Raw genomic sequence first — 13,260 nt, forward strand, 5'->3', positions numbered from 1 at the left:
CATCTTACTAACTACTAATAATATAAAGCAAAAAAAAAGACCTTTCGGTCAATTCATTAAACAAAGTTAATCTCGATGTTCTTGGTTAAAATATCAGTATAACTGTATGATACTTGTCCTAACTTCTCGTCTGGATCAAGTGTAATTAAAAATACAGCGGGAAATGTCTCAGCCAGAACCCCATCATATTCGTTAGTTCGTTTTCTTCCGGCTTGTGCAGTTACATGGATTTCCTGTCCAATGTGATTATCTAGAAATAATTTAATCTTAGATAGACTAGTTGGCATTATCAATCACCTCGCGTACTACTATTATACATTAAAATCAATATAATGTAAAGGTAATGGATGAATAGCCTGTTATGCCAGCAATCCACTTACGTGAAACTGATTTGCCATTTTCACAAATTGATCAACCGATAACTGTTCGGGACGGTCTGACTTATTAATGCCTAACCGTTTTAAATCCTGTTCAATTTGTTCTTTTACCTCAGGTTTCTTCCCAAAAATACCCTGCAAATTATTCCAGAGTGTCTTTCTTCGGTGCATGAAACATCCATGCGCAAAGCCAAAGAAAGCTTTTTCATCGTAAGCAATCACCTTTTTATCTGTTTTCGGGGTTAACTTGACCACCGCAGAATCAACTTTTGGTGAGGGAATAAAGGACTTGGCCGATACGTTAATTGCAATCTCAACGTTTTTAAGATACTGAGTGATAACCGTCAAAGCCCCATAGTCGCGATTGCCCGGCTTTGCGCTAATTCGTTTTGCCACTTCTTTTTGCATCATCAACACCGTTGAATCAAATTTAACGTTGCCCTTTAAAATATCCATCAAGATTGGTTTGGTGACATAGTAAGGCAAATTAGCCACAACTTTTAGGTGGTGTTTTCCATCAAAGTTTTCTTTAATTAATTTTGGCAGATTAGCCTTCAAGAAGTCTTCATTAATAATTTTAATGTTGTCATAGGGACTGAGAGTCTCATCTAAGATTGGGAGAAGATTCTCGTCAATTTCAAAGGCCATTACGGCGTGAGCTGATTGAGCAATTTGTTCAGTTAATGCCCCAATGCCAGGTCCAATTTCAATTACATCATCGGCTTCTGATATTTGGGCAACTGCAACGATTTCTTTTAAAACTCCAAGATCGTTCAAGAAATTTTGCCCCAAGCTTTTCTTCGCATTTAAACGGTATCGGTTCAAGATGGCCTGGGTCCGAGCTGGACTGCCGATTGCTGGAACTTTACTCATCTAATCCCTCCTTATCATCAACTTGTTTTAGTGCATCGTTAAACTGTTTTTTCGTGATGCCAAACATTCGCAATCTTTTTTGCATTTGTTTAGCGTTAACATACCCCAAATGAAGCAATTCACCAAGTTCCAGTCGGCGTTCTTTGGCTTCTTTCGTTCCTACTAAACCAGCTTGAATCAAATCCTGCTTGCTAATGACTTCTGGATTCTCATCGCTTTCGGTGTACACTTCAGACAAGGCATTCCGAATTGCTTCTGGACTAGCATGCTCAACCCCAAGGGATCCCTTCTGTGTATCAGGAACTGCTTCCGACTTTTTCAAAAAGGCATGCTTTGCTTCTGGAATCTCATCTGAAATTATTTTTCTGATTTTTTCCCCAGAAAAATCTGGATCAGTAAAAACGATGATTCCACGGGTTTGTGCCAACCGATCGATTAGATCGAGGGTCTCATCCGAAATCGCAGAGCCACGGGTTTCAATCGTATCAGCATCAACGGCTCGTTGAATTTGTTTGGTATCATCTTTTCCTTCAACCACAATTACTTCTTTAATTCTTTTCATTTTAATTATCCAATCCAAATATTCGATTCGTATTTTCGTACGTCGCCTTTGCGACCACATCAGGATCAATGTCTTTAAATCTGGCAACTGCTTCTAGGGTATACAAAGAATAAGCCGGTTCATTTTGTCGTCCGCGAAACGGCTCTGGCGTTAAATACGGGGCATCCGTCTCCACTAGGATTTTATCCAGCGGAGTTAAACGAGCGGCTTCATGAACCTCTTTGGTTTTCTTGAAGCTCACGACCCCACTGTATGAAACCACCATCCCTAAATCAACGAATTTCTTCATCCATTCACTATCTCCGTTAAAACTGTGGATAATGCCACCGACTTCACCAATATTTTCATCTTTTAAAATCCGATAAACATCCTCAAAGGCATCCCGGTTATGAACTGAGATTGGTAAATGCATGTTTTTGGCAATTTCAATTTGTCGCCGAAAGACTCGTTCTTGCACGTCTTTCGGTGTGACATCTTGAAAATAATCCATTCCAATCTCACCAACGGCAACCACCTTGGGATTTTCTAGTTGCTTTTCGAGCAGTTCTTCCTGCTCACGACCGTAATTCATAGCGTCTTCTGGATGCCATCCAATAATTGAATACAGATTGTCGTACTGAGCTGAAAGCTCCAAGGAACGCTCATTTAGCTCAGTATTGGACCCGACGTTGGCCATTCTAACAACACCAAGTCTTTTGGCGTGTCGAACGTAGCCATCAATATCATTTTGGAATGGTTGATCGTTTAAATGAGTGTGCGAATCAAATATTTTCATTGCCTATTCCTTTCATAATCGAAAAAGTTTCACTAATCATTGACTAGTGAAACTTTTTTACTACGCTAAAATACTACCATTATCTAAAGTTTGATCAACAGTAGCCACTTTGATTGAACCATCATCTTGTTCAACGGATAAAATCATTCCTTGACTTAATTCGCCACGAAGTTTCTTAGGTTTTAAGTTAGCGACAATGATCACTTTTTTACCAATTAACTGTTTAAAATCTGGATACCACTTGGCAATTCCAGAAACAATCTGACGGTCACCGTCATCGCCAGCATCAAGTTGAAACTTCAGTAATTTGTCTGCATTTTCAACTTTAGCAACGTTTTTAATTTCTGCGACCTTTAATTCAACTTTTTCAAAATCACTAAAATCCAAATTCTTTTTCTCTGATTTCAAAATCGTCTTTTCTGGGTCAAAGGCCTTCTTTTGATCAGCACGTTTCATTGCTGAACGACCCTTGGTTTTGTCAGATTGAGTCATCTGATCCTTAATGAATTTAACTTCAACGTCGTGATCTAAACGAGGGAAAATTGGTTCACCATTTTCAATCACCTTCTGTTTTTCTGGAAGTCCAGAAAGAGCGGCATTCTTGATATCAAACCCATCCATCTGATCAAGACCTAATTGACGATACATCTCATTAGCAGCATTTGGCATAATTGGACTTACTAAGATTGCAATCAAGCGCAGACTGGCAACCAAATGACTCATGACGTTTGCTAATTTAGATTGGTCATCTGCGTCATCCTTGTTCTTAGCCAAGGTCCATGGCTCGGTCTGATCGATGTACTTGTTGGTTTGAGAAACTAATTTCCAAATCTCAGCCAAGGCATCAGATAAATGAGTGTCATTCATTAACCGTTTAAATTCTGAAACGGTTGTTTTAGCAACTTTTTGTAAATCAACACTCGGTTGATCATTGGAATCGTGATATGAAGGTGTTACGCCATCTTCGTATTTATTGACCATTGCAATCGTTCGGTTCAACAAGTTACCAAGGTCGTTAGCTAGGTCATAGTTAACCCGATCAACAAAGTCTTCAGGAGTAAAAATCCCGTCACTTGCAAACGGAATTGCTCTAATCAGATAGTATCTAGTAGCGTCTAATCCATAACGATCGATTAACGTCTCAGGATAAATTACGTTGCCCTTTGACTTGGACATCTTTCCGTCTTTCATGGTCAGCCAGCCGTGGCCATAAATTTTCTTTGGCAGTGGGAGACCAAGGGCGTGAAGAATAATTGGCCAATAAATGGTATGGAAACGAACGATTTCTTTTCCAACCATCTGTAGATCAGCTGGCCAAAATTTCTTAAACAACTCGTCATTATCACTGTCATAACCAAGGGCAGTGATATAGTTTGACAAAGCATCAATCCATACGTAAACCACGTGCTTAGGATTTGACTTAACGGGAACTCCCCACTTAAAGGTGGTTCTCGAAACCGCTAAGTCATCCAAACCTGGTTTTAAGAAGTTGTTAACCATTTCGTTCATTCTAGAATGCGGCTCAATGAAGTCAGGATGCTCTTTGTAGTAATTCATTAACCAATCAGAATATTTACTCATCTTAAAGAAGTAACACTCTTCGTTAACAAGTTGAACTTCGTGTCCAGATGGGGCTTTTCCGCCAATCACGTTTCCTTCAGCATCACGATAAACCTCTGCTAATTGTGATTCGGTAAAGTATTCTTCGTCTGAAACCGAGTACCACCCCGAATACTGTCCAAGATAGATGTCGCCTTGGTCTTGTAACGTTTGAAATATTTTTTGCACGGCTTTTACGTGCTTATCATCAGTGGTTCTGATGAAATCGTCGTTAGAAATATCTAAATTGGCCCATAAATCAGAAATTTGAGTGGCCATCTTATCAACGTAACTTTTAGGATCAACACCCAACTTTTCTGCTTTTTGTTCAATTTTTAGTCCGTGTTCATCGGTTCCGGTTAAATAAAACACGTCGTAGCCAGATTCCCGCTTAAAACGAGCCAGTGCGTCACAGGCAACCGTCGTATAAGCATTCCCGATGTGTAACCTTCCTGATGGATAATAAATTGGTGTTGTAATGTAATATGTTGGTTTTTCAGCCATCCCAATTCGCTCCTTTATTCCTATCGTACAAATTAAATCGTACCAATATTATACTACTTTTGCCCCTTAAAACAGATCGAGTTGCATGGGAGCTAACCCACCAAAGTTCAATCCTAAAATCTTTTTTAACTGAAGGGCATTGTCAGCCGCATCATGACCAGAATTGTTGTTAAAAATGACGCAAACTACCTTAGCTTTTTGGCGTAGATCATCAACAACTTCGGCAAAATGCTTTAATTCATCTTCGTTATAACGGTACAGAGTCCGTTTCTTACGCCACTGGGAGCTCTTTTCAAACCAGCCCTTTTGGTTTTGACCGTGCAGTCGAAGCATGACGAAATTCTTATCCGTAACAACGGGTTCAAAGGGCACGCCATCTGACAGGTTATGGGGCTCGTCAGCGATCACTTCACTCATTTTGAGGCTCTTTAGATAATCGTGGACATCATTTGAGATTTCATCACCATACCAGCTAGGATTTCGAAACTCAACTGAGATGGGTAAACTTCCCATCCACTCACGAACTAGTCGAAGGTACCTAATGTTATCGTTGTTTAAACGGAAGTACGGCGGAAATTGAAATAAAACGGATGCCAACTGGTTACTATCAACCAGTGAAGCAACCATCTCACCATACCGCATAAATTGCTCCCTTCTAACCTGCTCATTATCTTCACCAAACTGTGGCAAATGATGTTTGGTCATCAAATAATTGGCCTTTAAGATGAATTGAAAATTATTTGGAACCTGCTTTTGCCAATTCTCCACCGTCTTAATTTTAGGGATGCCGTAAAACGGATTATCAACTTCAACAACGGGAAAATGTTCCGCATATTCTGATAAAGTAACTTTGCGATCTTCCCCATTAATCAGTGATGGATGATCAGACCAGGTTGTCAGTCCAATTAAAATCACGTTACCACCTATACTTTCAGTTTATCAAAGAAATCAACGGCATCTTCTTGCACCATGGTGAACGGAAACGGAAAATTAAGTGCCTCTTGGTTAATCGCAATCACATCGGCACTGGAATTACGGTAATCAAGTAATCCGGCAAACGGATAAACTCTCATTGAAGTCCCGACGATCACAATTAGATCACTTTGACTCATCAATCGAACACTATTTTCAATTGTTTGAGGATTAATTCCCTCACCATATAAAACAATGTTAGGGCGCAAAATTCCGCCACAGTTTTGATGATACATACTCTTCATATATTCCTGATAATCAACGTGTTTGCCACATTTTTGGCAGTAAATATCATAGAGGTTGCCGTGAAACTCATTCAGGTTCTTTGCGTCAGCTTTTTCGTACAGATTATCAACGTTCTGAGTGATAATACTAGCCCGATTTTGACGGGTTAATTCCGCCTGCTTTTTGTGAATAACGTTGGGTTGAGCATCTGGATAGTACATGTTCTTTTTGACGTACTCGTAGAATACCTCAGGTTCATTTACTAAGCAGTCGTGACTCAAGTAATATTCCGCTGGTTTACTGCTCCTGTCATTCGTATACAATCCGCCCTTAGAACGATAATCGGGAATTCCAGAAGGGGTAGAGATTCCGGCTCCCGTTAAAAATACGATGTTTTTAGCATTATCAAACTTTTCTTGAATATTATCTTGATTCATATTGTCACCTTATCTCAATAAATATGGAATCCGTAAGTCTTGATACAACTCTTTAACCGTCTTTGAATATAGTTCTTTGAAATAGTCTTCACTTGCCTTTTTACCAGCTGGACCACTTGTCACAAACGAATTTTGGTCATCCGATTTGGTAAAGCCCACGTACGCTCTTTTGTTAGTCTTGGTCTCCTTTAATTCTGAGTGATAAAGGTTAAAAACCTGTTTCACTTGCAAACCGAGTTGGCGCTTTGAGAAGACCGCCGTTAGCATCACAAAATCATTTAATTGTAAGGCTGGTAGTCCCCAATTCTTCATCTGTTTATCAAAATCACGGTATAGTTTGACCACATCGCGTCTGAGGGTAAATGGTGAGTCCACCGGCTTCTCTGTGAGCATTGCGTAAAGTTCCTTAGCGGCCTTTAAAGAAATGGGAAAACTCGTTTGAAATACGTCTTCGTACTGACCAAAGTGGTCGCCAAGAAAAATCATGGCATCCAAAATGGTCACTAATCGTAATGGCATTTCATCGTCGACCTTCCCAGATTCAGGGGTAATCGTCTGTCTGACACCCTTAACATATTCTTTTTCAATCGCTTCATCAACTAAACCGTGTTTTCGCTGTTCAGCATACACGACAAAGTGACACACATCATCGTACAATTCGGTTCCCATGTACATCAACTGTTCGTCAAGTTGCTTGTCACCACTAGTGAGTGGGAAATAAATTTGTGGGAACCCGCGCAAGGTCATTAACAAGTGTAACAACTCATGAGTAGCAGTAAAATCTGGCTCAGTCAGATCTCTAATCTGCACGTAAAGTCGATCACCATCTTGCACGACTTGCGCTTGGTCATGGCGCACATAACCGGACTTTAAGTTGCCAATAAATTGAACCTCAACATCCCCCGGAAAAAAGTGACTGACTTCGTTAATTAAGCCTTGCGTCGTCTTACTTAATTGCACATTATCATTATTTTCGGCCATCTGATCCAAACTTCCCTTCTATAATTTGTTTTGCGTTTTCTAAGTTTCTTTGATTTGTTGGTAATTTCTTTAATGCGTTAATCACCATGTCCAAGTTCTTACTGGAAGCTCCAGCAGACATGGCGAGTGATTTCATCTGAAGGTTCATGTGACCTCTTTGAATCCCATCGGTTACAAGCGCCTTTAGGGCTGCCAGGTTTTGTGCTAATCCCACAGAAGCAATCACCTCCATGAACTGCATGGCAGAGCTAACGTTTAAAATTTGATAGTTAATCCTACTCATTGAAAAGAGCCGAGTTGCACCACCAATGATTCCTGAGGGTACCGGAATGGTAATTTCTCCCTTTAATCCGTCAGGAGTAACTCGCCATTGACTAACCCCACGATACTGACCATCCCTTGCGGCATAGGAATGAACCGCACTTTCAACGGCGCGCCAGTCATTACCAGTGGCAACGAGAACCGCATCAATCCCATTCATGATCCCCTTATTGTGAGTTGCCGCCCGTTTTGGGTACTTATTTGCCATTAATGAGGCTTCTGCGATTTTTTCAGCAACGTTTTTCCCGTCCAATTGACCTCGTTTTAGGGCATGAAACGGAACGGTTCCTGATGCTGTAACCAAATTTTTATCCCCATAATTCGATAGGATACTCATTAAAGACGACTGACTGATGTTGATTTCAATGTAAGTGGAAAGAGCCTCAAGCATCGAATTCATGATGTTAGCCCCCATCGCATCACCGACGTCAACGAACAGTTCAATCACCAGATAATGATCGTAAAGAGGTGAGACGGTCAAATCGTGGATACCACCGTATTTATCAATTGTGGGATGAGCATCGTGTGCAACCTGCATTAATTTAACTCGCTGATTTTCAACCCATTCGGTAAATTGAACTGGATCCGAGACTCCTAAAATGACTTCACCAGTCAAGATGCGACTCTGAGACTTTGCCTGAATGCCGCCACCAACACGAAGCATGTTGGCGCCGTTACTAGCGGCCGCAATGACCGAGGGTTCTTCAATCACCATCGGAATTAAATGTTCGACTCCGTTAATTACAAAGTTAGTTGCAACCCCCTCTGGCAATCCGTAGTCGGTAAGGTAGTTTTCAATCATGTGGCTACTAGCGTCTACGAAGTGACTTTCAATCACATCAAGTTGTGTTCGATCAAGATCGGCAAATTCGGCAACCTGCTGTAACCGTTTTTGATATGATTTTTTATAAAATCCATTAAAATCGTTCAAAATGACACCTATTTTCTAAAATGAGGACTATTCTCAATGTATTCATTAATCAGTCCCTCGCGCACGCCACCGTTTGAGAAAATGACCCGCTTGGAATCAATAAAATGCATCATGACAGTTAAACAAAGGGAACCACCAATGATGACGTCGGCACGGTCGTTTTCAAGCCCATTAATCTTTTGACGCTCAGCCAAAGTCTTACTCAGAAACATTTCCATCGTACTGTTGACCTGTTTTCTGGTTAACTGAAAATTTTGGATGTGATCAACATGGCTTAAATGTTGGTACTGCCGATTAATTCTTGCAATTGCGCGGGCAGCTCCACCAATCAAAACGATCGGATAATGAAGGGGCTTCTTAATCCAAGGAATCCGACTATACACTTCGATAACGTAAGACTCAGCCGCAAATAAATCAACTGGAGTCACCTGGTTAATCAAATGAAATTGTTCCGAAATTTTTACTGCCCCAATGGGAACGCTGATACAATGGATATCTTTTTGGTTTCTAACCTGAATAATTTCAACACTAGCCCCACCAACATCCATCAAGAGATAATCTTTAACCGCCAATCGATCAGAGATTCCTAGATAATCATAGTAAGCTTCTTCCTTGCCGGTTAACACGCGAATCTTAATGTGAAGCTGCTTATAAACATTGTGTAAAAAATCCTTTTGATTTTGAGCTTGGCGTACCGCTGCCGTAGCAATGGCACGAACCACAACGTTTTTATACTTTGAATACTCTGACTTAAAGGATCGAAGCGCCGAGATCGTACGATTCATTGCAGTTATCTGTAAAATGTTATTTTGTCCGATTCCCTCAGACAATCTCGTATCGTTCTTAACGCGTTTAATCTCATGATAACTTCCATCGGAATCGATGCAATAAATTGCCATTCTGACTGAGTTTGAACCGATATCAATGATAACAAAGTTCTCCATTCGATTCTCCTCCTCAAGTATTTATTCATATTTAGTGCTATGACAATTTATCTACTTAAAATAATTAATCCCCATGGCATCACGAACTTCTTCAAGGGTGTTTTCTGCAACAATGTTAGCCGCGTCGCTTCCGTCTTTTAAGACCCTGTATACATACTCAGGATCCTTAGCTAACTTTTCTCGACGTTGTCGAATTGGCTTGAGTTCATCTTGCAAAACTTCGTTTAAATACAACTTAATTTTAACATCTCCAAGACCACCGTGTTGATATTGCTTTTTAAGTTCACTAACTTTTTGCTTGTCGTGAGCGAAAATATCCAGATACGTAAAGACCGTGTTTCCTTCAACTTGACCTGGGTCATCAACGTGGACGTGCTTTGGATCCGTGTACATGGACATCACTTTTTTCTTAATGGTATCGGCATCGTCAGCAAGGTAAATGGCATTATTAAGCGACTTACTCATTTTGGCATTTCCGTCGAGGCCGGGAATGCGCCCCATGCCTTTCGGTGGAAAGAAACCTTGTGGTTCAACCAATACGTCTCTGTGATAGGCACTATTAAAACTTCTAACAATCTCCCTAGTCTGTTCGATCATTGGCTCTTGATCTTCTCCAACCGGAACCACGGTTGCCTTAAAGGCGGTGATGTCAGCGGCTTGACTGACCGGATAGATGAAGAAACCAGCTGGTACACTTTCACCAAAATTTTTCTGTTTAATCTCAGTTTTCACGGTCGGATTTCGTTTCAATCGGGAAACCGTTACTAAATTAAGATAAATCATGGTTAGTTCATTTAAGGCTGGGATCTGAGATTGGACAAAGATCGTTGATTGATTTGGATCAAGTCCAACCGCTAGATAGTCCAAGGCTACCTGCAACAGACTGTTTTGAATCTTCTTTGGATCACGAGCGTTATCGGTCAAGGCCTGCATGTCAGCAATCATGATGAATGGATCGTAGTTACCCGAATTCTGCAACTCTAAACGGCTCATTAACGAACCAACGTAGTGTCCAATGTGAAGTTTTCCGGTCGGACGATCACCAGTTAATACAATTTCTTTTTTTGCCATCGTAATTTTCCTTTCTTTAATAAAAAACGTCCTATTGAATAATCAATAGGACGCCTTGCACGTGGTACCACCTAAATTGCAGAGATTTCTCTGCCACTTAAACTATAAGGTTGTTACCCATTATCCAGTTCGTGTCGTCTGACTAATCTCAGTAAACATAGCCTCTCTGTTATTTGACTCCACTACTTACTAAACTAAATACATATTAATTTCATTTTATGCGATTTATGACGGGTTGTCAAAGCACGAAAAAATTGACAGTACCGGCTTTTCAAATTAGAATTATTCACGAATTAAAGGGAGGAGTATGCACTTGAATAAGGATGAAAAAAACAAAGAGCAAGAGCGGGTCACCTGGGTTTGTTCCCAGTTGGACGAAAAAATCCAAGACACCCAAACCGAATACCAAAAAGCCAAGGCAGAAACTCAACGAGTTCAAAAAGATTACGGGACCAATACATCTGCAAACTATTTAGAAGCTGATGACCGGATTGAAACCAGCGCTGACCTGCAACAACAACGAAGCTTAACTAACAAAGTGGTTGAGGATCAAGCCATTGTTGAGGGCCAACTAGCCACTTATCAGGACCTTAAAAAATCACCCTATTTTGGTCGAATTGACATCTCTGACGAGGGCTTTTCTGACGTTGATCACCTATACATTGGAAAGGCGTCATTCATCGACAAAAACGGTGAATTTTTAATCTATGATTGGCGAGCTCCCATTTCAAGTGTCTACTATAATGGTACGCTTGGAAAAGTTGCTTATGACACTCCCAATGGAAAACAAGCCACTGACCTTCTAAAGAAACGTCAATTCCAGATTAAAGACGGCAAGATCATCAACATGTTTGATACCAACGAAACGGTTGGTGACGAACTCTTACAGAGTGCTTTAAGTGATGAGAACAACGAAAAGATGCAAAACATCGTGGCCACCATTCAGCACGAACAAAATGACATTATTAGAGATACCACCAGTAATCTGCTGGTCGTTCAGGGAGTGGCCGGATCAGGAAAGACCTCAGCACTCTTACAACGGATTGCTTTTCTGTTATATCACAGTCGGGACTCTTTAAATGCTGACCAAATCCTACTCTTTTCTCCCAACCTTCTTTTTAGTAACTACATCAAGGACGTACTACCAAGTTTAGGGGAACGTAATATGCGTCAGGTTACGTTAGCTGAATTTTTTGCCCACCGACTTGAGGGCATGAAGGTTCAGACCCTTTTTCAACGTTACGAAGCTTCTGATCATGATTCTGATTCTAAACTTCGCGAATTCAAAAATAGTCAGAACTTCATTGATCAGATTGAAAACTACGTCCAAAATCTCACCTCTGATCAAATCAAGTTCGATGATATTCACTTTAATGGTGAGGTTTACTTTTCTAAAAAGGAAATTCGTGAAGTCTACGCTAGTCTACCCAGTGGGATGACCAGTAGTGAAAAACTTCTGCAAACGAAGAATCGCTTAATCAAGAGACTGAAGAACCGTATTCACGATGAAACTAAGAAAAAATGGGTCGCTGACATTATCGACACCATGAGCGAAGAACAGTACCACAATCTTCTGGGAGAAAAACACTTAAATGACTTTGAGGAACTAGACGATGAACGAAACTACATCGCCACGCGACTAGTTAAAGATCGACTTAGTACCGTGTACGATGCTATCTACAACGATGAGTTTTTCGATCCGTACGTTCAATACGCCGATTTTCTTGACCACGTTAAGTTGCCTGAAAATGTTGAACCAGATGCTTTTAAACAAAGCAAAAATGATTTCCTAAATCACATTGAATTTCACCAAATTGGTTTGGACGACACTGCCCCCCTCCTGTACTTGAGGGATCGTTTCAGTGGGGAAAATAAAAACGTTAACATTAAATACCTCTTTGTCGACGAGATTCAGGACTACTCAATTGCCCAGATTATGTATCTCAAGCTCATTTTTCCGAGAGCTAAGTTCAACCTGATTGGTGATAGTGAACAGGCCATTTTCAAGGATGTCGAGTCAGCCCAAACGTTACTAGACAAGCTTAATGATGCCATCCCTAGTAAACATTCCCGGCTAATTCAGCTGAATCGTTCATACCGCTCAACCTATCCCATCACGTCCTTTGCCAAATCATTACTACCAGATGGGAATAACATCGAGGCCTTCAACCGAAATGGGGAAAAGCCCGAGTTAATCGTGAAGGACAATTTTAATGAACTAACAAGTTCCTTATTTGACGTTATCAACGACCAACTTCAAAAACACGAAACCGTCGCGGTCATTACTAGAGATGCCACATCGGCCAAACAAGTTTATCAAAAGGTCAACGCTCACTACGATGCTACATTATTAAAAGATAGTGACCGAGATATGACCTCACCAGTTGTTGTACTTCCGGTCTACCTGGCCAAGGGACTAGAATTTGATTCGGTCATTGCCTGGGACGTCTCAAAAAAGAATTACCCTGATCAGCACTCACTCGGAGTCCTTTACACAATTCTGACCCGCGCCATGCATTCGCTAACCCTGTTGTGTAACGGCGAGGTTTCGCCGTTGATTCCCCAACAAGCCATCAGTGATAATTTAATTAAAGTCAGCAAAAATTCAACAGCCGAATAAAAAACAAAGAGACACCTCTACTTATAAGTAAGTGGAAATGCCTCTTTATTTTGAACTACTAAAAAAGA

General features: G+C 40.6%; 12 protein-coding genes. 1 reads left to right on the plus strand and 11 read right to left on the minus strand.

The window, feature by feature from the left end:
- Positions 1 to 56: 56 nt before the first annotated feature.
- From AC6UDB_RS04065 to trpS, 11 genes are all read right to left on the minus strand, one after another.
- The gene (locus AC6UDB_RS04065) at positions 57 to 287 is read right to left on the minus strand and encodes a Veg family protein (RefSeq protein WP_500693999.1); all 231 of its coding nucleotides are present in this window, start codon (positions 285 to 287) and stop codon (positions 57 to 59) included.
- Between the two features lie 72 nt (positions 288 to 359).
- A complete protein-coding gene (rsmA, locus tag AC6UDB_RS04070) occupies positions 360 to 1,250 on the minus strand; it encodes a 16S rRNA (adenine(1518)-N(6)/adenine(1519)-N(6))-dimethyltransferase RsmA (RefSeq protein WP_500709207.1) in 891 nt (296 codons plus the stop codon).
- Positions 1,243 to 1,812 (minus strand): ribonuclease M5, encoded by a 570-nt coding sequence (gene rnmV, locus AC6UDB_RS04075; protein ID WP_500709208.1) that lies wholly within the window; start codon positions 1,810 to 1,812, stop codon positions 1,243 to 1,245. The genes rsmA and rnmV overlap by 8 nt, the downstream gene beginning before the upstream one ends.
- 1 nt (position 1,813) lies before the next feature.
- Entirely contained in the window at positions 1,814 to 2,587 is a 774-nt protein-coding gene (locus AC6UDB_RS04080; RefSeq protein WP_500709209.1) for a TatD family hydrolase, read from the minus strand.
- Between the two features lie 60 nt (positions 2,588 to 2,647).
- Complete coding sequence (gene metG / locus AC6UDB_RS04085) at positions 2,648 to 4,690, minus strand: methionine--tRNA ligase (RefSeq protein WP_500709211.1); 2,043 nt, start codon at positions 4,688 to 4,690, stop codon at positions 2,648 to 2,650.
- A 66-nt stretch (positions 4,691 to 4,756) separates the two neighbouring features.
- Positions 4,757 to 5,605 (minus strand): DUF72 domain-containing protein, encoded by an 849-nt coding sequence (locus AC6UDB_RS04090; RefSeq protein WP_500709212.1) that lies wholly within the window; start codon positions 5,603 to 5,605, stop codon positions 4,757 to 4,759.
- Positions 5,606 to 5,613: 8 nt separating this feature from the next.
- Complete coding sequence (locus AC6UDB_RS04095; RefSeq protein ID WP_500709214.1) at positions 5,614 to 6,324, minus strand: NAD-dependent protein deacylase; 711 nt, start codon at positions 6,322 to 6,324, stop codon at positions 5,614 to 5,616.
- A gap of 9 nt (positions 6,325 to 6,333) precedes the next feature.
- Positions 6,334 to 7,305: an IpaB/EvcA family protein gene (locus AC6UDB_RS04100; protein ID WP_500709215.1), complete on the minus strand. Its 972-nt coding sequence runs from the start codon at positions 7,303 to 7,305 to the stop codon at positions 6,334 to 6,336.
- Positions 7,292 to 8,557 carry a hydroxymethylglutaryl-CoA reductase, degradative gene (locus tag AC6UDB_RS04105; protein ID WP_500709216.1) on the minus strand — a complete coding sequence of 422 codons (1,266 nt, stop codon included), beginning with the start codon at positions 8,555 to 8,557 and terminating at the stop codon, positions 7,292 to 7,294. The genes AC6UDB_RS04100 and AC6UDB_RS04105 overlap by 14 nt, the downstream gene beginning before the upstream one ends.
- Positions 8,558 to 8,565: 8 nt before the next feature.
- Positions 8,566 to 9,501 (minus strand): Ppx/GppA phosphatase family protein, encoded by a 936-nt coding sequence (locus AC6UDB_RS04110; protein ID WP_500709217.1) that lies wholly within the window; start codon positions 9,499 to 9,501, stop codon positions 8,566 to 8,568.
- 51 nt (positions 9,502 to 9,552) lie between these two features.
- Positions 9,553 to 10,572 carry a tryptophan--tRNA ligase gene (gene trpS, locus AC6UDB_RS04115; protein ID WP_500708294.1) on the minus strand — a complete coding sequence of 340 codons (1,020 nt, stop codon included), beginning with the start codon at positions 10,570 to 10,572 and terminating at the stop codon, positions 9,553 to 9,555.
- A 307-nt stretch (positions 10,573 to 10,879) separates the two neighbouring features.
- On the opposite strand from trpS, the gene helD reads away from it, so the two are divergent.
- Positions 10,880 to 13,192: an RNA polymerase recycling motor HelD gene (gene helD / locus AC6UDB_RS04120; protein ID WP_500709218.1), complete on the plus strand. Its 2,313-nt coding sequence runs from the start codon at positions 10,880 to 10,882 to the stop codon at positions 13,190 to 13,192.
- The last annotated feature ends 68 nt before the right edge of the window (positions 13,193 to 13,260 follow it).

The sequence above is a fragment of the Fructilactobacillus sp. X3R2C1 genome, from assembly GCF_059901235.1.

Coding starts and splice junctions, on each gene's coding strand:
- rsmA (WP_500709207.1), bottom strand. CDS start 1,250: ATGAGTAAAGTTCCAGCAATCGGCAGTCCAGCTCGGACCCAGGCCATC.
- AC6UDB_RS04110 (WP_500709217.1), bottom strand. CDS start 9,501: ATGGAGAACTTTGTTATCATTGATATCGGTTCAAACTCAGTCAGAATG.
- AC6UDB_RS04080 (WP_500709209.1), bottom strand. CDS start 2,587: ATGAAAATATTTGATTCGCACACTCATTTAAACGATCAACCATTCCAA.
- rnmV (WP_500709208.1), bottom strand. CDS start 1,812: ATGAAAAGAATTAAAGAAGTAATTGTGGTTGAAGGAAAAGATGATACC.
- metG (WP_500709211.1), bottom strand. CDS start 4,690: ATGGCTGAAAAACCAACATATTACATTACAACACCAATTTATTATCCA.
- AC6UDB_RS04065 (WP_500693999.1), bottom strand. CDS start 287: ATGCCAACTAGTCTATCTAAGATTAAATTATTTCTAGATAATCACATT.
- AC6UDB_RS04095 (WP_500709214.1), bottom strand. CDS start 6,324: ATGAATCAAGATAATATTCAAGAAAAGTTTGATAATGCTAAAAACATC.
- helD (WP_500709218.1), top strand. CDS start 10,880: ATGCACTTGAATAAGGATGAAAAAAACAAAGAGCAAGAGCGGGTCACC.
- trpS (WP_500708294.1), bottom strand. CDS start 10,572: ATGGCAAAAAAAGAAATTGTATTAACTGGTGATCGTCCGACCGGAAAA.
- AC6UDB_RS04100 (WP_500709215.1), bottom strand. CDS start 7,305: ATGGCCGAAAATAATGATAATGTGCAATTAAGTAAGACGACGCAAGGC.